The sequence below is a fragment of the Mycobacterium sp. NGS33 genome (genome assembly GCF_059812885.1).
Genome location: NZ_JCALDN010000003.1, coordinates 429,763 through 449,016 on the forward strand (window position 1 = coordinate 429,763; position 19,254 = coordinate 449,016).

The following is a 19,254-nucleotide window of genomic DNA, read 5'->3' on the forward strand; positions in this document are numbered from 1 at the left end:
TTTGACCTCTAGTTACAGTCAGCCCCTATCGACGGCTTCTGGTACTGAGCCATTGGAAGGACCGACGCAGATGATTGAGATCGTCCCCGTCCACCGGGCACTCCTCGGCGGTATGGTCGCTGGCCTGATGGGCCTGTCGGTTGTTGCGGGCGGCACGGCATCGGCTGACCCGTTGCCTCCAGCACCGGCGCCCGTCCCCGCGGTTCCCGCGCCGGCACCGCAGAACCTTGGGCCCGAGCTGGTGCCGCCGAGCAGGTACCTCGCGGCCCCGCCGGCCGGCAACCAGATCACCCCGCCGGCCACCGCCGCGACGCCTGGGACGACGGTGCCCGCGGCGGTCACCCCGGCGGCGCCGGTTCCGGCTCCCGCGACGTCCGGAACGATCCGCGAATTCCTGCAGTCGAAGGGCGTGAAGTTCGAGCCGCAGAAGCCGCAGGGCTTCAAGGCGCTCGACATCACCTTGCCCGTGCCGGCGCGCTGGACGCAGGTGCCCGATCCCAACGTGCCGGACGCGTTCGCGGTGATCGCCGACCGGCAGGGCAGCAGTATCTATTCGTCAAACGCGCAGGTCGTGGTGTACAAGCTGGTCGGCGCCTTCGATCCGAAGGAGGCCATCACCCACGGTTACGTCGACAGCCAGAAGCTTCCGGCGTGGCAGCCCACCAACGCAGCGATGGCCGATTTCGGCGGCTTCCCGTCGTCGATCGTCGAGGGCACCTACCGCGACGGTGACTTGACGCTCAACACGTCGCGCCGCCACGTCATCGCGACGTCGGGACACGACAAGTACCTCGTGTCGCTGGCCGTGACCACGGATCGTGCGGTCAGCGTCGCCGACGCACCGGCCACCGACGCCATCATCAACGGCTTCCGGGTCAGCGCCCCGGGGGCGACCACGCCGGCTCCGGCCCAGGCGCCCGCCGCCTCGCCGGTGGGATTGCCGGCCCAGGCGCCCGTGGCCGCCCCGATCGCCCCGGCGCCGGTTGCTGCTCCGGTGGCACCGATCGCCCCGGCGCCGGTTGCTGCTCCCGTGGTTCCGGTTGCCCCGGCGCCGGTTGCCGCTCCCGTGGTTCCGGTTGCCCCGGCACCCGGCGCGACTCCGCTGGTACCGCTCGCCCAGACCGCGCCGGCGGCGCCGGTCGGGCTGCCCGCGCAGACCCAGCAGCACGCCCCCAGCCTGTTGGCCATGGTGCCGGGCCTGCCCCCGCTGCCGAACTTCTCGTTCCTGCAGCACTGACGACGGCCGGGTTCGCGGGCCGGTCACCCGGCTCGTATTGTGACCCCATGCTGATTGCGGGCGTGCTGTGCATGTGTGCGGCGGTGGCCTCGGCGGGGTTCGGCACCTGGTCGCTGGCGCACAATCACAATGTCGGTGCCACTGCGTTGGCGCTGCGCGCGATGGCGCCGACCCAGTTGGCGGCCGCGGTGATGTTGGCCGCCGGCGGCGCGGTCGCCATGGCCGCCGTCCCGGACACCGCGCTGGTGGTGCTCATCGTGTGTGTGATGGGCGCGCTGGGAACGCTGGCCGCGGGCTCCTGGCAGAGCGCACGCTTCGCGCTGCGTCAGGAAGCGGCGGCGCCCGCCTGTGCCGGCAGCTGCGCGGGCTGCACGCAATCGTGCCCCTGACCCGAAACCTGGGGGAGAGCCCCTAGTTGCGGCTGATGTCGATGGGGTGGGTGGCGAGCAGCGACAGCGGCAGCGGCTGGCGGCGCAGGACCTGGCCCCACAGGTCCGACCTCGGTCCGACCAGGACGTCGGATGGCAAGGCGGACAACACAATCCAGTCGTCGCGTTCGATTTCGCCTTCGAGCTGACCGATGGTCCAGCCCGAGTAGCCCGCGAAGATCCGCACCCCTTCGACCAACGGCGCGATCAGGTCGGGGTCGGCGTCCAAATCAACCATGACCACTCGGCCGTCCACGTGCCGCAAGCCCGGCACGTCGTGGGGATCGGCGCCGACGCGCAGCGTCGCCAGACACAGCGCGGCGTCACGCTTCACCGGTCCTCCGATGAACATCGTCTTCGGCTTGGCCGACAGCTTGGTCCACTGCGGCAACACGTTGTAGACCGCGGTTTCGCTGGAGCGGTTGAGCACGACACCGAGCGTGCCTCCGTCGTTGTGTTCGACGATGTAGATCACGCTGCGCCGAAACGTCGGTTCGAGAAGATCGGTGTTGGCGAGCAGCAAGGTGCCCGCGCGCACCCGTTGCGCGGCGGGTGCTACGTAGTCCTCTGGATCGTCCTGCGGGGGCACCACACCATCATCGCATCCGGTGCATCGTGGCCCAGGGCAATCGCGGGGCAAGGCCGCGGAGATTTGTACTGTTGTTGGGACCGCCCTTTCGCGCGCGAGCTTTTCCAACCCAACCCTGGAAGTCGGTTTCGGTGATCCCCACCCGGATGCAGTCCAGCGCACCCGTCGAGGTTTGGCGGTCGGTGCGCGGTTTGCCAGATTTCTGGCGGCTGCTTGAGGTGCGCGTGGCGAGCCAGTTCGGCGACGGCTTGTTTCAGGCGGCGCTGGCCGGGGCGCTGCTGTTCAACCCGGACCGGGCCGCGGATCCCTTGTCCATCGCGCGCGCCTTCGCGGTTCTGTTCCTGCCGTATTCGCTGTTGGGACCGTTCGCCGGCGCGCTGATGGATCGGTGGGATCGGCGGCTGGTGCTGGTCGGCGCCAACGTGGGCCGGCTGATCCTGATCGCGGCGATCGGCACCATCCTGGCGCTGCGCGCCGGTGACCTGCCGCTGTTGCTGGGTGCGCTGTTCGCCAACGGTTTGGCGCGGTTCGTCGGGTCGGGCCTGTCGGCGTCGCTGCCGCACGTGGTGCCGCGCGAGCAGGTGGTGACGATGAACTCGGTCGCCACCGCGTCCGGGGCCATCGCGGCCTTTTTCGGCGCAAACTTCATGCTGGTGCCCCGGTTCATCTTCGGCGCCAGCGACAAGGGTGCCTCCGCGATCGTGTTCATCACCGCGGTTCCCGTGTCGATCGCCTTGCTGTTGTCGTGGCGGTTCGGTGCCCGCGTCCTGGGCCCCGACGACACCTGGCGGGCGATCCACGGACCGGTCATCTACGCGGTGATCACCGGCTGGCTGCACGGTGTGCGCACGGTGGCGCAACGTCCCACGGTCGCCGCCACCCTGTCGGGCTTGGCCGCCCACCGGATGGTCGTCGGGATCAACTCGCTGCTGGTCTTGCTGCTGGTCCATCACATGCCCAACCTCAAGGGCGGGGGATTCGGCACAGCCTTGGTGTTCTTCGGCGCGGCGGGGCTGGGCGCCTTTGTAGCCAACGTCCTGACACCACCCGCCATCCGCCGGTGGGGGCGCTATGCGACTGCCAACGGCGCATTGGCGGCGTCGGCGATCATCGAGGTCGCCGGCGCCGAACTGCTGCTTCCGGTGATGGTCGCCTGCGGCTTTTTGCTCGGCATCAGCGGGCAGGTGGTCAAGCTTTGCGCCGACACCGCGATCCAGATGGACGTCGATGACGCCCTTCGCGGGCACGTGTTCGCCGTGCAGGACGCGCTGTTCTGGGTCGCGTTCATCGTTTCCATTACGGTGGCCGGCATCCTGATTCCCGATGATGGGCACGCGCCCGCGTTCGCGCTGTTCGGCTCGGTGCTCTACCTGGTCGGCCTGGCCGTGCACGGCGTCATCGGGCGCCGCGGCGAGCCGGCGAACGATCGCTAAAGTACAGACGTGCTTTGTCCGACGCCAGCACCCGAGAGTCGCGGGCTCCGATGACCGGTCCCGCACCCATGGTCGACGACCTGCGTGCCGAAAGCGACGCCCTCGACGAGTTGGTGGCGCCGTTGCCGCCCGAACGCTGGGCCGATCCGACCCCGGCGCCCGGCTGGACCATCGCTCATCAGATCGGCCACCTGCTGTGGACGGATCGGGTCGCCCTGATCGCGGTCACCGATGAGCTCGGATTCGCCGAGGTGTTGGCGGGCGCCGCCGCGGACCCGACGGGCTTCGTCGACAAAGGCGCCGAAGAGCTGGCGGCCCTGACGCCCGCCGAGCTGCTCGCCGACTGGCGGATCACCCGGAGACGGCTGCACGAGGAGCTGCTCGCGGTGCCGGCCGGCCGCAAACTTCCGTGGTTCGGCCCTCCGATGAGCGCCGCATCGATGGCCACCGCGCGGCTGATGGAGACCTGGGCGCACGGCCTCGACGTCGCCGATGCGCTGGGCGTGACGCGGCCCGCGACCGAACGCCTGCGCTCGATCGCTCACCTGGGGGTGCGCACCCGCGATTTCGCCTTTGCCGTCAACAATCTGGCGCCACCGGCCGAGCCGTTCCTGGTCGAGCTGCGCGGACCCGGCGGCGACACCTGGTCGTGGGGGCCGGCCGAGGCCGAGCAGCGGGTCAGTGGGTCCGCCGAGGATTTCTGCTACCTGGTCACCCAACGGCGGCCGCTGAGCGCGCTCGACCTCACCGCCCAGGGCGACGACGCCCGGCGCTGGTTGCAGATCGCTCAGGCCTTCGCGGGACCTCCCGGCGCGGGGCGATGAGCGCATAACGCGCGAAGAGAGCCGGCGTCCATCAGGCCGAGCGCCGGGCGATGAGCGCGTAACGCGCGAAGAGAGCCGGCGTCCATCAGGCCGAGCGCCGGGCGATGAGCGCGTAACGCGCGTCAGTGCAGGGGACCGCCGTAACTTGCCCGGTTCTCCGCCTCGGCCTCCTCGCGCAGTGCGGTGATCGCGAGGTTCAGCCTCTCGGCCAGCTCCCCGTGGCCGTACCCGGTCATCACCCCGGGATGCAAAGTCAGCTTGAGCAACCGGCCGTCGGAATTCGCGACCGCATAGACGTCACCCAGGTCGACGCTGTAGGTGACGGCTTCGGCCTGGGCCACAAGGGCTTCCCACTTGTCGGCCGCCTCGCTCAGTTCCCGAAGAACCGATTCGACGAGATCCTTATCGCTGAGATTCGCGCGACTGCCCGAACCGGCCACCATGACAGTATCGTCTAGCCCTCCTACCAGCGTCAATTCAGACGCGAACAGGTGTACGGGCAAACTGCCGGACGGTTACGCGACCAGCTTTTGGTACCAGGCGAGGTGGTAATTGGCGGACACCGAGTCGCCGCTGGCGATGCCCTCGGTGGCGGCCATCAGCAGGCACTTGAGCAGCAACGCCGGATTGACGTTCGGATACTGAACGAGCAGCTGGTAACGCGCGGTATCGAGATGGACCCGCAGCACGTCGACCTCCTGGTCGACGACGACGGTTCCCGCAGCGGCGGCTTGCGCCAAGCGCGGCACGATCTTGGGCAGGTCGTCACGGCCGCGGATGGCCGCACTCAGCACGTTCGCCAAGTCGTCGATGACGGGGAGCGCGCGCGGTTCCACCGACGATCGGGTGGCGGCGAAGTCGGCCGAGCGGCGCAGCGAATCACCGGGAGTGTAAGTGACGACGCGGGCGGTTTCGCCGATCAGTGCGGCGACCCTGCCGCTGCGGCGCTCGGGTTCCAGCAACCGAACGCCCGCGGGAAGGCTGATGCCCGACGGGATCCACCCGTGCGCGAGGTCGGTGACCAGTACCGTCGTGCCGTCGGCGCGATCTCCGATCGCCCAATTGAGGCGCGGCTCCTGGCGGACCACGAATTCGAGCAGCCGGTTCAGCCGCTGATCGTCGAATCTCTTTGGCGGCAAAGGTTTTTCGTCGGGCGGTCGGACGGCGGCGAAGACGGCCGTCTCGGGCTCGGCGGCCGCGGGCTCGGCAGCCGCGGGCTCGGCGGGCGCGGGGGTGTCAGTCGCGTCGGGGGTGACAGCGGCTGCGACCTCTTGCCGGGACACCTCGGGCTCCGCCCTGGCGGTGACCGGCTCGTCGACGATCGCGTGGTGGCGCCCGGAGTCGGCCTGGTCCGATGCCGGCTCGAGCGCACGCTGCACCGGCACCTCGGGCACCGGCTCGGGCTCGGGCTCCGGCTCCGGCTCGGGCTCGGGCTCGGGCTCCGTGATCACCGGAATGACCTGCGTCTCGTCAAGATGGGCTACGTCGGCGGCCGCGTCCGCGGGAGTGGCCGGCTCGCTGGGCGCCTCCGGTTCGTTCCTCTCGGTGGACGGTTCGACCACCGCGTGGTGTCGGCCGGAGTCGGCCTGGTCCGAGGCCGGCTCGGGCGCAGGCTCCGGCGGCGCCGGCAGAACCGGCTCGGCCCGGATCACCGGGATGACTTGTGTCTCGTCGAGGTGGGACACGTCGGCGGGTTCCCGCCCAGCCGTCGGCGACGAATCGCTTCCGGGATCGGGCTCGACCACGGACTCTCGACGACGCCACCTTCTTTCCGGCGGTGTCGGCTCTGGTCGGCCCGGCGCGGGCGCTTCGGGGGCGGCTTTGTCCTTGCGGACTGTCGGCAGCACCTGCGTCTTGTCCAGGTCCGGGTGGGACGCCTGAGGCCGCGGCGGGGGAGGAGCGGGGGATCGGGCCCCGGTCTGCACCGTATGCAGGTAGCGGATCGTCGATTCGACTCGGCGCACCGCGCGGGCACGGGCCTCTTCGATGACCCGTGCCTCCGCCGCCTGGCGCGACGGTTCGGCCATGCCGGCGCGCTTGAGCAGCTTCAGTTCGTCGTTGGCGGCGTGCGCAATTCGTTGCAGATCGGCCTTGAGATGTTCAGCGAGGGTTGCCGTTTCGGCCGTCACCGTCGACAATTCGGCAGGCCACAACCCGCCTGTCACCCACGGGGTGCAGTCGATAGGAGAGCTGAAAGCCGGCATCGCCAGGGATTCCCGGGTAGCTCTCCGGAGGCGCTGGCGCGCCGACATCCGACCGAAGACCGCCACCGGCTAAGCGTACCGGGACCCGGCCAACGACTTGTGCGGTCAGTGAATTGTGCGGCCACACGGCCCTGGGTAGCGTGAGGACATGGCTGATTCTGCACTGCAGCAGCAACTCGACGAGGTGCGCTCCTTGCTGGCTCGCGCACGAGAGTTGTTCGGCCCCAATCCAGTAGAGCCGCCCACCGGCATCGCGCCCGATCCGAGCGTCGCCAAGCCGTGGCTGCGCTAGGGCGGCAGCTCGGCTGAGGGTCGCTAAACCGCGCCGCTGCGGCGACGCAGTTTGTGCGCCAGCAACTTCTCGATGGCCGCATCGAGATCCCGGGGAGTCGGAACCTCCGCGGACGGCGTGTGCCCCGCGGCGACGATCTCGTCGCGAATTTCCAGCAACGCTTTGAGGCAAGAGACGTCGGCGGTCAGCAGAATGCCCTGCGCCAGCGTCTCGGCATCGGTTTCCATCGCCTCTTCGCTCAGCGCGACGCTGTGCATGTAGCCGCCGCGGCAGGAGCGGACGAGGATGTGTCCACTTGGGTGAACGGTGTCGAAAGCGGGATTAGCGTCGGTCATCGACCGCGGTCGACGATGTCACCGAACTTCCCTGCCGACTCCTGCTCGTGCTGTTCCCACATCGCCGCCGAATCGGTCAGTTTGTCGGCCAAATCGGCGTGGTCGGCGGCTTGCTGCTCATAACACTGGCGTCGCAGTTCGAGCAGCTCGCGACCCGCGTCCCGCAGTTCGCCGAAGATCGGCCCGAGTGAATCGAGGCTCTCTTGGATCGCGGCGTGCGACGACGGGACGGTACGCAAATACTCCGAGGTGTCCTGGTGGTGCGCGGCAGCCTGACGTAGGTGCGCAGGCACTACATGGATCGAATCTGCCATCCGCTGTCTCCTGTTGACGACCGCCGGCGCTGCCGGTGGGTTCATTGTTGTCAGGTGGTCGACGAGGTCGCCGGCCGGGTAGGTGTCGGTGGGTCAGGCTTGGCCGGCGTCGCTGGTGCCGCGGTCGCCGCCGGCGGATGCTCCCAGCCTAGGAAGCTCGGGCCGCTCACGGTGCCGATGTGTTGAATTTGGCCATCGAGGAGCGCCTTGCCAGGGCTGAGGGCCAACGCGTGACGATCGGTGAACATTCCGATGTCACCGGGGCTTACCTGCAGGGAATCGATGGGGTTGGAAACCGCGGTTCCCGGTGCGGGGATGGTCATTCCCTGCTGTTGGAAGGCGTCCGCTATCGGGGTGCCGTTGACGGCTGCCTCGATCACGGCGGCCAACCGCGGGCTGGCGGCGGTGATCGTCTCGCCGTCGGGCAGGGTCACCGGTGTGGGACCGGCCGCCGGCTCTTCCGGCGGCGAGTCCGGCCCGTCGTCGGTCCCGTCGCCGGCGTCGTTCGAGGCGTCCTGGGCGCTCGGATCCGGGTCTTGGGCGTCCGGCAGGTCGTCGTCGGCCAGTTCTTCCAGAGCCGGGTCGGCCCCGTCGGCGCCGCGCAATCCGGAGAGCGGAAGACCGCCGGGCCCTTCCCAACCGGCCATGGATGCGGGCACCGAACCCAGACCCGGCAGCGACCCGCCACCGAAGGTGGGCATGGCCGGTGCGCTCGGCTGCTGCGGGGCGGGGGGCATCGCGGCGCCGGCGGCAGGATCCGGTCCCGGGACATCGCCGGGTAGCAGTCCGTCGCCGCCGCCGAACAAGGAGTCCAGCAGCGGATCCCACTCGGCGTCGGGGTCCTCGGGCGCTCCGGCCACCGGTGCGTCGCCGACGCCCACCGCCGCGCCCGGTTGTTCGCCTGGCGACTTCGGGTCGCCTTTGGAGGCGTCATACAGCGATGTCCAGGCGGCCATCAGCGCTGACTTTGACGTGTCGTCCAGGCTGGCGTTGAGCACGACCTCGCGGATATCTCGGAGCTTGCCGATGAGGAACCGCTGAAAGTCGCGCGCTCCCGCCGGAGTGTCCAGGTCTGACCTGGTCTGTACCGCCGCTTCGGTCTCGCGTTGCAACCTGATGAGCGCGTCTCTGCCGTCGACCGCACGCAGGTGCGCGTTCAGGATGGCCGAGACCACCTGCATGTCCAGTTGTGAGCTGGCCGAGTTTTGTTGTGCGAGAGCGGCTTCGGCGTGCGCGATGGCGTCCGCGGCTTCGCCTGACTCGCGATCCGGCGGTAACGCGTTCTCGGCGGGCGGGTTGGTCGTTGTTGTGACGCCGAAGACGTCCGCGTGCTGTTGGCGGATCTTGCGCAAGATCGCCTCGAGTTGTTCGGGGCGGGTGGCCGGGGTGATTACGGCGGTCACTTCCTGCGGCGCCAATCCCGTCTGCCATGCGTTCGGATCACCGGTGCGGTCTCGCACATATTTGACCGCGGCGAGCAGGTCGTCATGCGCGGACATCAGTCCGGCTGGCGGCGGCGCAGTCTGCTCGAACGCTGCTGCGGGAAACGACGCGACCCCTCCATGTCGGGCGACGGTACTCAGGGCCATAGCTGGTGACAATTCAGTGTGCTGGACGGGTGTGGACTGGTTCCGGCTAGCCGCTTTCCGCGGTGTACTGGGCCCGAAGGCTCTGCAGTACAGCCTTTTTGGCCTGCCCGAATTCGCGCGCCTCGGCCACGACCGAGGCGATCTCACGTTGCTTGGCCATCAGGAACTTCTGAAACTCACGCGCCCCCATGGGTGTATCGAGGGCGAGGTCCGCCTGGTGCACGGTCGCGTGGTCGATCTGTTCGGCGATGGAGTCCAGTCGCCTGACGCTCTCGCGCGCCGCGTCGTGAGCGCTGGTCAGCACCTCGTTCAGCAAACGGTCGGCTTCGGATGCGGCGCCGTGCTGACTCGCCAGTGCCGAGCGCCGCGCCTCGACGGCCTCTAACGAAGGTCCGGGTTGTTCCGGCATCGGCTCACCCTTTTCGTCGTGCCCGCGGTGCCGGGCGGTCTTGGTTTGTCATATCGGCCTGCGGATCGCAACGTTGTTGCCCAGTCGGCTTATTCGCACCGAGGCCCCCGAGTAGGGCGCCTCCACGACGAGGTTGTTCCCGATGGCGAGCTGCACGTGCCCGGCGTGCGGAAACACCAGATCGCCGGGCCGCACCTGAGAGCGGGACACCGGGATCCCGTCGTTGATCTGCTGATAGGTGGTGCGATCCAGGTGGATACCGGCCTGCGCATAGCTCCACTGAACCAGGCCGGAACAGTCGAACTGGTCGGGTCCGGTCGCGCCCCAGACGTACGGTCGCCCCAACCGGGACAGTGCCGCCCGCACCGCCAACGCGGCGCGGTCGGCCTGCACGCCGCGCAGCCCCGAGATCCCGAGCCGCCGCAGCCGATAGCGCAAGGCCAGCAGTTCCGCGTGGCGCCGTCGCGCACGCACGCGGGCCGACAAGACATGGGCCCGCTGCGCTCGCAGCCGAGTTGCGCGGCGCCGCATCGCCTCTCGCTGGGCCAATGGCGTGGACGGCGTCGTGGCAGCGTCGGCGAGGGCCGCGTCCAGGACGGTCCGAGTCAGAGCGCCGGCCTGTGCTCGGTCACGCTGCGCGCCTGCGATGACGTCAGTGACCGCGGCGTCGGTGCCCGCTGCCTCCGCCAGGCGTTGCCGGCTGTGATCGACCGCGAGTTGGTAGCCGCCGTGCGCCATCGTGTTGCCCAGCCGGCCGGCTCGCAGCAACACGTTGCGGTAATGCCCGGCGGCGGTGTCCAGGGACGACGGCTGGGTGCGGCCGGCAAATAGTTGGTGGGCCCTGCTCAGCGCCTCGAGGTCGCTGTGACTCATGATGATCCCTCGTTGTCGTCCTGGCTTGCACCCTCGTGTCTCGACTCGACGGCATCGGTGAAGGCGCGTACGCGGGGGAGGGCGCCGGGCGAGATCACTCCCCGATTGCGGATGTCCCACATCTCGTCGACATCGACGCCGACGAGGGCGGCGATGACGGTTTCCGGCAGTGACGACTGTGCGCACGCCCGGTCGAAGCGGGCGCTCAGGCTGTTCGGCAACCGCCTCAACAGCGCCGCACGCGTGGCCTCCAAGGCTTGCAGATGCTCCATCAGCCGCCCGGTCGAGTCGGCGCCGGCGTTCACCGCCACCCGCCACGAGCTGGCGGCCAGCATCTCGGCCTTCACGCACTGCGCGATCACAGACAGAATATACGTCTCATATTCGTTTGATGTTGTCGCCGGCAGTCGATCGATGACGGATTTGAGGGCATCGAGCTGTGCCTCGGCGTAGCCTTCCAGCACTTCCGTGTCGCTGTGACGGTCGACCACCACCGGTCCGCTGCGCCGCGCGGGCATCGGGGCCGGCGGCTGGGCGGCCATCAACCGCGCCAGTTCGGCGTCCGGATCTGCGGCCACCAACAGCCGGGAGTAGGTGCCCGGCGGCAGACCGAGGCCATTTTCGATCTTCTGAACTGTGCTTTTGTGGGGCTTGCGGGCGCCACGCTCCAGAAAGCTCAGCCCCATGATGCTGACGCCGGTCGCGGCGGCGAGATCCGCTAGCGACCAATCGCGCGATTCACGCAGCGCGCGGATAGCCGCCCCGGCCGACTCACGGGTCACCGCACGCTCCCCGCCATGGGCCGGATATTACACAGCCGGGCTCCCGGTTATAGGTTTATACGTTTCTGTCACGTTTCTCTTGCGTTCTGCCCGCCGCTCTGTATACGCTTCTATCTACGTTTCACGCTCGACAAGGAGACCGACATGGGACACCCCTGCGCAGCCAACCCGGAACTGTGGTTCGGCTACCCCGACGACGACGGTGGTGACGGCGCCGCGAAGGCGCGCGCATACGAGCGGTCGGCCACCGAGGCGCGGATCCAATGCCTGCGCCGCTGCCCGCTGGCACAACAGCGCCGGTGCGCCGCGCATGCCATCGCGCACCGCGAGGAGTACGGCGTGTGGGCCGGCGTGAAGCTGCCGGGCGGCCAATACCGCAAGCGTGAACAGTTGGCCCAGGCGCACGAGGTCCTGCGACGCATCGCTTCCGGCGAGATCAATGCCCGGCAGCTGCCCGAGAACGCCGCGCTGCTGGCACGCCACGAACACGAGGCCGTCGCGGTGCCCGCGGTGGTGCTGCACCTGCCGCTGGCGCAAGTCAAACCTCGTTCGGCCGCCTGACATTTCGGCGGCACCCCGGCGCGCAGTTTGCTGAGCCGGTCAACGGGGTAGTCGGGGTCGGCAAGACCAGTCTGTCGACCCAGAGGCGCACCCATGACGTTCGACCTGACCCCGACGGCCGCACAACACGACCTTGCCAGGCGCACACATGAGTTCGCCGAAGAATGCATCCGCCCGGTAGCCCTCGAGTACGACCAGCGGCAGGAGTTCCCGTGGCCGGTGCTGGAGGAGGCGGCGCGGCGCGGCTTTTACAGCCCGCTGTTTTACCGCGATCTCATCGGTGATCCAACCGGCATCTCCCTACCGATGTTCATGGAGGAGCTGTTCTGGGGTTGCGCCGGGATCGGGCTGGCCATCGTCATGCCGGCGCTGGCACTGTCGGCGATCGGGCAGGCCGCGTCCCCCGAACAGATGCTGGAGTGGGCCCCTGAATGTTTCGGCACGCCAGGGGATCTCAAGCTCGCCGCGCTGGCCATCTCCGAGCCCGAGGGCGGCAGCGACGTGCGCAACCTGCGCACCCACGCGCGCCGCGACGGCGACGACTGGATCATCGACGGCCACAAGATGTGGATCGGCAATGGCGGCATCGCCAACGTGCACGTGGTCAACGCCGTGGTCGACGAGGAGCTCGGCCACCGGGGTCAGGCATTGTTCGTCGTGCCCGGCGGCACGCCCGGCCTGAAATTGGTGCGCAAGCTGGACAAGCTGGGTTGCCGAGCCTCCCATACCGCCGAATTGGCCTTCGAGGGGGTGCGCGTTCCGGGAGCCAATCTCCTTGGCGGACAAGAGAAGCTCGACCACAAGCTCGCCAAGGCCAGGGAAGTGGTGGCGGGCGGCAAGCGGTCCGGTTCAGCGACGTTGGGCACCTTCGAGCAGACGCGGCCCATGGTCGCCGCCCAGGCGATCGGCATCGCGCGCGCGGCACTCGAATACGCCACCGCGTATGCCACCGAGCGCGAGGCCTTCGGCGGCCCCATCATCGACAATCAGGGCATCTCCTTCCCGCTGGCGGAGCTGGCCACCCAGATCGACGCCGCCCGGTTACTCACCTGGCGCGCGTCGTGGATGGCGGCCAACAACGTTCCCTTCGAGCGGGGCGAGGGTTCGATGTCGAAGATGGCCGCCAGCGAAGTCGCGGTCAAGGCCACCGAACGCGCCATCCAGACCATGGGCGGCTGGGGTTACATCACCGACCATCCGGTCGAGAAATGGTATCGGGATGCCAAGCTGTACACCATCTTTGAGGGGACCAGCGAGATCCAGCGGATGGTCATCTCCAACGCGCTGGGTGCCGCCGTCGGGACCCCGCCGCTGCATGTGATGCTCGAGCCGTCCGGCGGACCGTTGAACCGGGTATTCGGGCGCGGCACGCCCTTGCGATCCCGGGCCGCCGATAGCGCGCTGTCGATGAAGGATCGGGTGCCCGAGCCGATCATGCGGTTGGCGATGAAGGTGCTGCGGCCCCCGCGCAAGTAGGGCGCCGGGTACGGTCGCGGATGACGGCGCTGCTTGCGGGCCCCGCGACGGAGGGTGGACGATGAGCAACCTAGAGGTCGCGCCGGCCGAACTCGCCTGCGCCGCCTCACCACAGCGTGACGCCCCGCCGCTGGTGCACGTGCTGCAGCCGCGCGAGGTGCCGTTGGGCGGCCCGAGGGCGATTCGGGTGCAACGCACGCTGCCGCAACGGCAGCGTTCACTCGTCGGCGCGTGGTGTTTCATCGACCACTACGGCCCGGCGGCCGCGCGGATGGATGTACCGCCGCACCCGCACACGGGACTACAGACCGTCAGCTGGTTGTTCAGTGGGGAAGTGGAGCACCGCGACAGCGCCGGCGTACACGCGCCGGTTCGGCCCGGCGAGTTGAATCTGATGACCGCCGGGGCTGGCATCTGCCATTCGGAGGTATCGGCGGAGTCCGGCGCCCCCTTGCACGGTGTCCAGCTCTGGGTCGCCCTACCCGCATCCGGCCGCGACGCCGGGCGGGATTTCACCCATTACGTGCCCACGCCAGTCGCGTTGCCCGGCGCGCAGGTTCGGGTCTTCCTCGGTGAGCTGACCGGAAGTCGTTCGCCGGTACCGACATTCACGCCATTACTAGGCGCCCAGATCGATCTCGACGCCGGGACTACGCTGGATATCGACGTTGACCCGACCTTCGAGCACGGGGTGCTGTGTGACTCCGGGGCTGTGCACGTGGACGGGACAGGCCTGACGATCGCCGAATTGGCGTATCGAAGCCCCGGGCCGGCGCAGCTGCAGGTGCGCAACGCGGGGGAGAGGCGGGCGCGGGTGCTGCTGCTCGGCGGCGCGCCATTTACCGAGGAGCTGGTGATGTGGTGGAACTTCGTCGGACGCAGCCACGAGGACATCGTCGGCTACCGACAACAGTGGGAGGACGCCGACGACCGATTCGGCGCCGTCCGGGGCTATCAGGGAGCGCTCGCCCGGCTGCCCGCCCCACCGCTGCCGACCGCACGGCTGCGGCCACGGCCAGTACCGCACAGAAAGGGAAGTACAGATGACAACCGATAAGACCGGCGCCGAAGCCACGGTTCGCCTCGAGGACGACAAGTACACGATCGCCGTCGAGGGTAAAACGGTGGGGCTGGCCGATTTTGCCGATCGCGGCGATCAGCGCGTCTTCTACCACACCGAAATCGATCCGGCGTATGGCGGGCGTGGGCTCGCGACGATCCTCGTCGAGCAGGCGCTCAACGAGGCGCGCGACGAGGGCAAGCGGATCGTTCCGGTGTGCTCGATGATCGGCACCGTGCTCAAGAAGCATCCCGAATTCGACGACATCACCGATCCGGTTACCCCGGAGATCTCGCGGTGGGTGCGCTCGTAGGGCGGTGGTGATCGTCGACGACGCCGGCCCTCACGGTGGGATCACCCCGATCTGGCAGCCACCATCTGTTCGATCTCATCCACGGATCTGTTCATAAGGTGGCTGAAAATCGTGGCGTTAACCATCGACAGAATCGCACACTCGTTGCCCAAACAAATTTTGTAGTTGGCATCTACTTCAGATACTTTCACATTCGCCGCAAACCCTTGTTGAGCGAGGTCGGCGCCTAATGGCCCGGATGCGAGGTCGGAGCGTACAGTTGTCGCCCAGTCCCAGATCAAGTATTTCTCTGCCAGGTCAAAGTTCGAAAGCTTGGCGTAACCATTATTTCGCTGACCGCGGTCGTTGACCGTATCGACGATCCACCAATTCTCGTCATGATGAAGGTGGACAGAGTAGTCATCTGTTCTGAAGCAAATTTGACAGTCTTCACAGTCGATCGTGGCATACGCGTTACCCCCGCCTAATCCGGGCGCCCAACGTTGCCAGTTAACCGACAAACGAGAGAAATCGACCATTACCTAATCCTCCTCAAGTATCCCCACCTGACCAGTTCTACGACGTCGCCCGTCTTTCCATGCTCGTTGATGATGCGGTACTGCTGGCCGCCTCCGGGTTGATGAAACCAGGGAGCCACTTCCGATTGCTCAATGTGCCAGCCCGGTGGAAGGCGAGACGGATCCTCCACAACGTATTCATAAAAGGGTTTGACCGCGCTATCTGGAGGGAGTGCCAGTTCGACAAACGGCGTTCCTTCGGGGGCTAAGTATCCGCCAGTGGGGTAGCCGAACCGGCCGATGACGGCCCCCTCCGGCAGGTGAGCGTCCGGCACAACGGTGCCCGGCACCGCATAGGGTTTGCTCGGAAGAGTGTCGTCGGGATATCGCAGGCTGCCGTCCGGGTGGGTGAACTCCGGGCCCGGTTCGACTGGGTGGTACCCGTCGAACAACGGATGGTCGGAAGGCAGGGGCGGAGGCGGCGGATGATCCGGCGGTAACGGCGGCGGAGCATCCAGCGCCGGTACATGGGGCCCCGCCGGCGCGTGCTCGCCGGGTACTTCGGCGGGCGGCGCGTGTTCGACGGGTGCGTCGGCGGCCGGCGGCGTGTGCTCGACCGGAGGCGGTTCAAGAGGATGCGTGCCGGGGACCGGTTCGCCTCCAATCCCAGGTGCACCGTGCGGGGGGAGATCCGCCTCGGCCAGGGGGGCACGCAACTCTGGCCCGCTCATGCCACTGGCCGTCAGACTTTCGGACGTCAGGCCCTCAAACGCTTCTCGACCGAATAGCGCCTTCGCGCCTTGTAAAAGCGCCTCCCCGCCCGCCTTCAGCCCCGGCCCGCCGACCGCCAGGGTGATAGCGGTCCATAGCGGTTCGGGGGTGGCTTGCACTTGTCCGGGATCCGGTGTGCGCATGCCGGTCAATTTGCCGCCGTTGAAGCTGTAGTAGGTGCCGGTGGCCTGGTCGAAGAACTCGCCCGTTCCGTTCTTGAGCTGGCCGATTACCTGTACGGGCTGTCCCTTGTCGTTGTAGGTGAACATGAAATGCCCGTCGGGGGTGATGCTCACCGACGCGGGATCGATGGCGGTGTAGTCGGGTATCTTGCGCAGGTCATCGAGAGCCTTCGCCAGATCGTCCTTGAGCTTGGGCAGCCCGGCATTGGCGGCCTCGGCTTCCGGCGACCCTGGGCCGTGCGTGTACGCGTCGGCCGCGGCCTTATTGAGAGCGTCCCGCGCAGCGCGTACCTTGGCCAGCTGGTCCGCCACCGCCTGTTTGGTGACTTGGCGGATCTCCGCCAGTGCGGCTTGTTGCGCTGGAGACGGCGGGGCGACACCGTCAGCGTCGGCGCCGTGGAGGGGCGCGCCGTCATACCCTTCGGCATGAAGGCTATCCAGCGACTTCTTAAGGCCGTCGGAGTAGCCGTTGCGAATTGACTGCAGTGCAGCTAGGGCCGCCTTGGTGTCCCGGAGTGCGTCGTCTTCACAAGTGTTGATGAACGCATGCACTGCATCCTTGTCCGCGGCGGTGAGGCTTTTGTCGTTGTTCAACAGGTTGACGGCCTGCGCGATTGAGTCCGAGATGCTCTTCAACTGCGCGTCCAGTGCAGCGATCCGCGCTGAGCCTGCCTTCTGGGCATCCGCCAACGCCGCGGCGATGTTCTCGAGGTTCGCAGCGATCTTGGGTAGCTGCAACGACTGCGCTCCAAGAGATTTCACCACCCGCTGGACTTCTTCGGAGTCGTTGATCGGATGATCACCATCCTGCTGATTCCAGGCGGCTTCGAAGCGGGTGCGGGCTTGCTGGAAGGCGTTGTCAGACTCCGCGGTGCATCGGCCGGCGCGATGGAAGGCACCGGCGAGATTCGAAATATGCAACGGGCTGCCAGCCTGCAGGCTCGCGTTAATCGCCCAGGGGTCGCCGCCGGCTTCGGCGACAAGCGCCTTTACATCTATATAGGGAAGTCCCATGACACCGTAGATGCCTAGCTAGGGTTTTGCGTCTCACCGCGGAACGGTCGGGCGTGCATTCGCGTCGGAGACGAGCATTCGACGTCAATACCCATTCCCAACCTCCTGAGCTGCCCGTAAGCGTACTGATCAAGGTGCCCTGGTCAATTCACCCGGCGTCGCGGGTCACGGAGCACGGGTTAGGCGCTGACCGCGAGCGGCGATGACAGTGCGGTCCGCTTAGGTCGCGCCGTGCAGTCCGAGATCGTATGGCTGGCTGTCGTAACACCGGGCGATGGAATCCTTCGCGGCCCCGGTAAATCTCCAAATACATCTGCTCCGTCGGGATCGGCGCCCGAATCTTGTTCGGCGACAGCAATTCCGGTAACGGCGGGGCTGGGGGTGTGGACGGCCTCGAAGATATCCGTCCGCTCACGGAGGTGCGGCTGCCGCCGCGACGCCGGTCGTCACGACGCCGCCTGCCTCAGGTGGCAAGCTGCCGGCCCACCTCAAGTCGCCTGAGCTTGCCCGAGGAGGTGCGGGGCAGCGATCCCGGCGGCATCAAGACGACGTCGGCCGGGGTCACGCCGCACACCGAGATGACCCGTTTGATGACCCCGCTTCGGGTCACATCGTGGTCCGAACCCAAAAATTCCGCAGCGATGAGCAATCGGGACTGGGCGGGCCCGGATTCGGACCCCACCGCAACCACCGCGCCTGGCCGTACACCGTCGACTTGGCCTGCTACCTGTTCGATTTCGGTGGGGAAGATGTTGCGGCCGGCGATGGTGATGACCTCCTTCGAGCGCCCACAGATCACCAGCTCGCCGTCGACCAAATAGCCGATATCGCCCGTGCGAAACCAGCCCTCATCGAGACCAGTGGGGGAGCTGGAATCGCCGAAATAGCCGGTCATCATGGAGGTTCCGCGGATCTCGACCTCCCCGATCCGATCCTCAGACGCGTTCTCGGCCGGGCTGATTCGTAGCTCCATGCCGGGAACCGGGCGGCCCAACAGGGCGTACGTTTGGCGCCGCCCGGATTCGGTGCGCTCGTCGACGCGCAATCCCGTTGCGGGTTCCGGCATCGTGATGGCGCACGTCGACTCGGCCATCCCGTAGGCGGGAGTCGACGCGGATGGCCGGAAACCGAACGGCGCCATCGCCGTCGCGAACTGCTCGAATCCCGCGCAGTCGACGGGTTCTCCGCCGTTGATTGCGATCCGAAGCGGTCCCAGGTCGACGTCCGACACCCGGCCCGAGAAGCGGCCGAGCGTGGCGTACCCGAAATTCGGTCCGGCGGTGAACGTCGCCGCGCTGGCCGACAGCCATTCCGCCCAGCGCAGCGGTGCGGCGGAGAACGCGCCCGTCGGCGCCTGCCACAACGGCATCCCGCTCAGAACGCAGCTGAGGACGAAGGCCAAGCCCATGTCGTGATAGATCGGCAGCCACGAACAGCCGCGGTCGTACGACCCGTCGAGCCGTAACCGGTCGGCGATGCCCCGCATGTTGTTCAACACGGCGGCGGGCGACAGGACGGCCGTGCGGGGATTGCCGGTCGAGCCGGCCGTCCCCTGAAGGATCGCGGACGCCGAATCGTGCTGTCCCTGAAGGGTGCTCGATGTCCGGGTGCGAGCGGCCTCGCCGAGGTCGCAGACGGTCAAGGCGGACTCGGCATCGGCGAGAATGCGCACGGTGGCCCCGTGGCTGAGGACGACGCTGACGCCGATTCCGCTGAACCGGCTCAACGTGCTGTGCGCCCACTCGGACGGGTCGGCGCCGCGCCGCGGGCGCGGGAGGATCGATACCGCCGCGCCCGCGAGCCACGCGCCCTGAATGGCGGCGACGAGCTCGATGGTCGGCTCGCCGACCAGCCCCACGGCGCCGACGTGATCCTGCTGCAGCAGACGTGTAGCGACGCTTTCGGCGATCCCATGGACTTCGGGCCACGGGCACGCCGACCATGCGTCCGTGTCTTTGTCCAACACCATCAAGTCATGCGGTGACCGGGTCATCGCCTCACGCATCGCGGCGGCAAGCACGTTCATGCGCTAACCTCAGCGTCCGTCAAATCGGCTGTCGCACTTGTGTAT

Annotated in this window: 20 protein-coding genes and 1 pseudogene; 9 read left to right on the top strand and 12 right to left on the bottom strand. The window is 67.7% G+C overall.

What is annotated here, in order from left to right:
- Positions 1 to 70: 70 nt before the first annotated feature.
- Positions 71 to 1,237, top strand: a complete 1,167-nt coding sequence (locus tag AC5Y5B_RS09565) for an LpqN/LpqT family lipoprotein (RefSeq protein WP_500005225.1) — start codon at positions 71 to 73, stop codon at positions 1,235 to 1,237.
- A gap of 47 nt (positions 1,238 to 1,284) precedes the next feature.
- A complete protein-coding gene (locus AC5Y5B_RS09570; RefSeq protein WP_112632449.1) occupies positions 1,285 to 1,626 on the top strand; it encodes a hypothetical protein in 342 nt (113 codons plus the stop codon).
- A gap of 22 nt (positions 1,627 to 1,648) precedes the next feature.
- Here the strand turns inward: AC5Y5B_RS09570 and AC5Y5B_RS09575 are convergent, their stop codons facing one another.
- Positions 1,649 to 2,257: a YqgE/AlgH family protein gene (locus tag AC5Y5B_RS09575; protein ID WP_112632448.1), complete on the bottom strand. Its 609-nt coding sequence runs from the start codon at positions 2,255 to 2,257 to the stop codon at positions 1,649 to 1,651.
- Positions 2,258 to 2,315: 58 nt separating this feature from the next.
- Between AC5Y5B_RS09575 and AC5Y5B_RS09580 the strand changes: the two are divergent.
- A pseudogene (locus tag AC5Y5B_RS09580) lies at positions 2,316 to 3,687 on the top strand (MFS transporter).
- 50 nt (positions 3,688 to 3,737) lie between these two features.
- Positions 3,738 to 4,511, top strand: coding sequence for a TIGR03084 family metal-binding protein (locus AC5Y5B_RS09585; protein ID WP_112632446.1), 774 nt, complete (start codon positions 3,738 to 3,740; stop codon positions 4,509 to 4,511).
- 122 nt (positions 4,512 to 4,633) lie between these two features.
- On the opposite strand, the gene AC5Y5B_RS09590 is transcribed toward AC5Y5B_RS09585, so the two are convergent.
- Positions 4,634 to 4,954 (bottom strand): DUF2710 family protein, encoded by a 321-nt coding sequence (locus AC5Y5B_RS09590; protein ID WP_112632445.1) that lies wholly within the window; start codon positions 4,952 to 4,954, stop codon positions 4,634 to 4,636.
- 72 nt (positions 4,955 to 5,026) lie between these two features.
- Positions 5,027 to 6,781, bottom strand: a complete 1,755-nt coding sequence (locus tag AC5Y5B_RS09595) for a DUF5632 domain-containing protein (RefSeq protein ID WP_500005226.1) — start codon at positions 6,779 to 6,781, stop codon at positions 5,027 to 5,029.
- An 82-nt stretch (positions 6,782 to 6,863) separates the two neighbouring features.
- Here AC5Y5B_RS09595 and AC5Y5B_RS09600 point away from each other — a divergent pair, with 82 nt between their 5' ends.
- The gene (locus AC5Y5B_RS09600) at positions 6,864 to 7,007 is read left to right on the top strand and encodes a hypothetical protein (protein ID WP_165821772.1); all 144 of its coding nucleotides are present in this window, start codon (positions 6,864 to 6,866) and stop codon (positions 7,005 to 7,007) included.
- A gap of 23 nt (positions 7,008 to 7,030) precedes the next feature.
- Here the strand turns inward: AC5Y5B_RS09600 and AC5Y5B_RS09605 are convergent, their stop codons facing one another.
- The 6 genes from AC5Y5B_RS09605 to AC5Y5B_RS09630 form a co-directional block, all read right to left on the bottom strand.
- On the bottom strand, positions 7,031 to 7,342 hold the full coding sequence (locus AC5Y5B_RS09605) for a DUF2694 family protein (RefSeq protein WP_112632443.1): 312 nt from the start codon (positions 7,340 to 7,342) through the stop codon (positions 7,031 to 7,033).
- A complete protein-coding gene (locus AC5Y5B_RS09610; RefSeq protein WP_112632442.1) occupies positions 7,339 to 7,656 on the bottom strand; it encodes an ESX-1 secretion-associated protein in 318 nt (105 codons plus the stop codon). The genes AC5Y5B_RS09605 and AC5Y5B_RS09610 overlap by 4 nt, the downstream gene beginning before the upstream one ends.
- 50 nt (positions 7,657 to 7,706) lie before the next feature.
- Positions 7,707 to 9,155 (bottom strand): DUF4226 domain-containing protein, encoded by a 1,449-nt coding sequence (locus tag AC5Y5B_RS09615; RefSeq protein WP_500005227.1) that lies wholly within the window; start codon positions 9,153 to 9,155, stop codon positions 7,707 to 7,709.
- A 136-nt stretch (positions 9,156 to 9,291) separates the two neighbouring features.
- On the bottom strand, positions 9,292 to 9,654 hold the full coding sequence (locus AC5Y5B_RS09620; protein ID WP_500005228.1) for a DUF4226 domain-containing protein: 363 nt from the start codon (positions 9,652 to 9,654) through the stop codon (positions 9,292 to 9,294).
- Between the two features lie 48 nt (positions 9,655 to 9,702).
- Positions 9,703 to 10,527, bottom strand: a complete 825-nt coding sequence (locus AC5Y5B_RS09625; protein WP_500005229.1) for a C40 family peptidase — start codon at positions 10,525 to 10,527, stop codon at positions 9,703 to 9,705.
- Positions 10,524 to 11,309: a helix-turn-helix domain-containing protein gene (locus AC5Y5B_RS09630; protein WP_500005230.1), complete on the bottom strand. Its 786-nt coding sequence runs from the start codon at positions 11,307 to 11,309 to the stop codon at positions 10,524 to 10,526. The genes AC5Y5B_RS09625 and AC5Y5B_RS09630 overlap by 4 nt, the downstream gene beginning before the upstream one ends.
- A gap of 144 nt (positions 11,310 to 11,453) precedes the next feature.
- Between AC5Y5B_RS09630 and AC5Y5B_RS09635 the strand changes: the two genes are divergently transcribed.
- From AC5Y5B_RS09635 to AC5Y5B_RS09650, 4 genes are all read left to right on the top strand, one after another.
- Positions 11,454 to 11,870: a WhiB family transcriptional regulator gene (locus AC5Y5B_RS09635; RefSeq protein ID WP_112632437.1), complete on the top strand. Its 417-nt coding sequence runs from the start codon at positions 11,454 to 11,456 to the stop codon at positions 11,868 to 11,870.
- Positions 11,871 to 11,963: 93 nt separating this feature from the next.
- Positions 11,964 to 13,346 (top strand): acyl-CoA dehydrogenase family protein, encoded by a 1,383-nt coding sequence (locus AC5Y5B_RS09640; protein WP_500005231.1) that lies wholly within the window; start codon positions 11,964 to 11,966, stop codon positions 13,344 to 13,346.
- Positions 13,347 to 13,407: 61 nt separating this feature from the next.
- Positions 13,408 to 14,403: a pirin family protein gene (locus AC5Y5B_RS09645; RefSeq protein ID WP_500005232.1), complete on the top strand. Its 996-nt coding sequence runs from the start codon at positions 13,408 to 13,410 to the stop codon at positions 14,401 to 14,403.
- Positions 14,390 to 14,719, top strand: a complete 330-nt coding sequence (locus AC5Y5B_RS09650; protein ID WP_500005233.1) for a GNAT family N-acetyltransferase — start codon at positions 14,390 to 14,392, stop codon at positions 14,717 to 14,719. The genes AC5Y5B_RS09645 and AC5Y5B_RS09650 overlap by 14 nt, the downstream gene beginning before the upstream one ends.
- A gap of 41 nt (positions 14,720 to 14,760) precedes the next feature.
- Here the strand turns inward: AC5Y5B_RS09650 and AC5Y5B_RS09655 are convergent, their stop codons facing one another.
- The 3 genes from AC5Y5B_RS09655 to mbtM all read right to left on the bottom strand — a co-directional run bounded on the left by AC5Y5B_RS09655 (position 14,761) and on the right by mbtM (position 19,209).
- Positions 14,761 to 15,237 (bottom strand): Imm61 family immunity protein, encoded by a 477-nt coding sequence (locus AC5Y5B_RS09655; protein WP_500005234.1) that lies wholly within the window; start codon positions 15,235 to 15,237, stop codon positions 14,761 to 14,763.
- Positions 15,237 to 17,183, bottom strand: coding sequence for a putative alpha/beta hydrolase (locus tag AC5Y5B_RS09660; RefSeq protein ID WP_500005235.1), 1,947 nt, complete (start codon positions 17,181 to 17,183; stop codon positions 15,237 to 15,239). The genes AC5Y5B_RS09655 and AC5Y5B_RS09660 overlap by 1 nt, the downstream gene beginning before the upstream one ends.
- Positions 17,184 to 17,646: 463 nt before the next feature.
- Positions 17,647 to 19,209, bottom strand: a complete 1,563-nt coding sequence (gene mbtM, locus AC5Y5B_RS09665) for a long-chain-fatty acid--ACP ligase MbtM (protein WP_500005236.1) — start codon at positions 19,207 to 19,209, stop codon at positions 17,647 to 17,649.
- Between the last annotated feature and the right edge of the window lie 45 nt (positions 19,210 to 19,254).

Coding starts and splice junctions, on each gene's coding strand:
- AC5Y5B_RS09565 (WP_500005225.1), top strand. CDS start 71: ATGATTGAGATCGTCCCCGTCCACCGGGCACTCCTCGGCGGTATGGTC.
- AC5Y5B_RS09570 (WP_112632449.1), top strand. CDS start 1,285: ATGCTGATTGCGGGCGTGCTGTGCATGTGTGCGGCGGTGGCCTCGGCG.
- AC5Y5B_RS09585 (WP_112632446.1), top strand. CDS start 3,738: ATGACCGGTCCCGCACCCATGGTCGACGACCTGCGTGCCGAAAGCGAC.
- AC5Y5B_RS09590 (WP_112632445.1), bottom strand. CDS start 4,954: ATGGTGGCCGGTTCGGGCAGTCGCGCGAATCTCAGCGATAAGGATCTC.
- AC5Y5B_RS09600 (WP_165821772.1), top strand. CDS start 6,864: ATGGCTGATTCTGCACTGCAGCAGCAACTCGACGAGGTGCGCTCCTTG.
- AC5Y5B_RS09605 (WP_112632443.1), bottom strand. CDS start 7,342: ATGACCGACGCTAATCCCGCTTTCGACACCGTTCACCCAAGTGGACAC.
- AC5Y5B_RS09610 (WP_112632442.1), bottom strand. CDS start 7,656: ATGGCAGATTCGATCCATGTAGTGCCTGCGCACCTACGTCAGGCTGCC.
- AC5Y5B_RS09615 (WP_500005227.1), bottom strand. CDS start 9,155: ATGTCCGCGCATGACGACCTGCTCGCCGCGGTCAAATATGTGCGAGAC.
- AC5Y5B_RS09620 (WP_500005228.1), bottom strand. CDS start 9,654: ATGCCGGAACAACCCGGACCTTCGTTAGAGGCCGTCGAGGCGCGGCGC.
- AC5Y5B_RS09625 (WP_500005229.1), bottom strand. CDS start 10,527: ATGAGTCACAGCGACCTCGAGGCGCTGAGCAGGGCCCACCAACTATTT.
- AC5Y5B_RS09635 (WP_112632437.1), top strand. CDS start 11,454: ATGGGACACCCCTGCGCAGCCAACCCGGAACTGTGGTTCGGCTACCCC.
- AC5Y5B_RS09640 (WP_500005231.1), top strand. CDS start 11,964: ATGACGTTCGACCTGACCCCGACGGCCGCACAACACGACCTTGCCAGG.
- AC5Y5B_RS09645 (WP_500005232.1), top strand. CDS start 13,408: ATGAGCAACCTAGAGGTCGCGCCGGCCGAACTCGCCTGCGCCGCCTCA.
- AC5Y5B_RS09650 (WP_500005233.1), top strand. CDS start 14,390: ATGACAACCGATAAGACCGGCGCCGAAGCCACGGTTCGCCTCGAGGAC.
- AC5Y5B_RS09655 (WP_500005234.1), bottom strand. CDS start 15,237: ATGGTCGATTTCTCTCGTTTGTCGGTTAACTGGCAACGTTGGGCGCCC.
- AC5Y5B_RS09660 (WP_500005235.1), bottom strand. CDS start 17,183: ATGGGACTTCCCTATATAGATGTAAAGGCGCTTGTCGCCGAAGCCGGC.
- mbtM (WP_500005236.1), bottom strand. CDS start 19,209: ATGAACGTGCTTGCCGCCGCGATGCGTGAGGCGATGACCCGGTCACCG.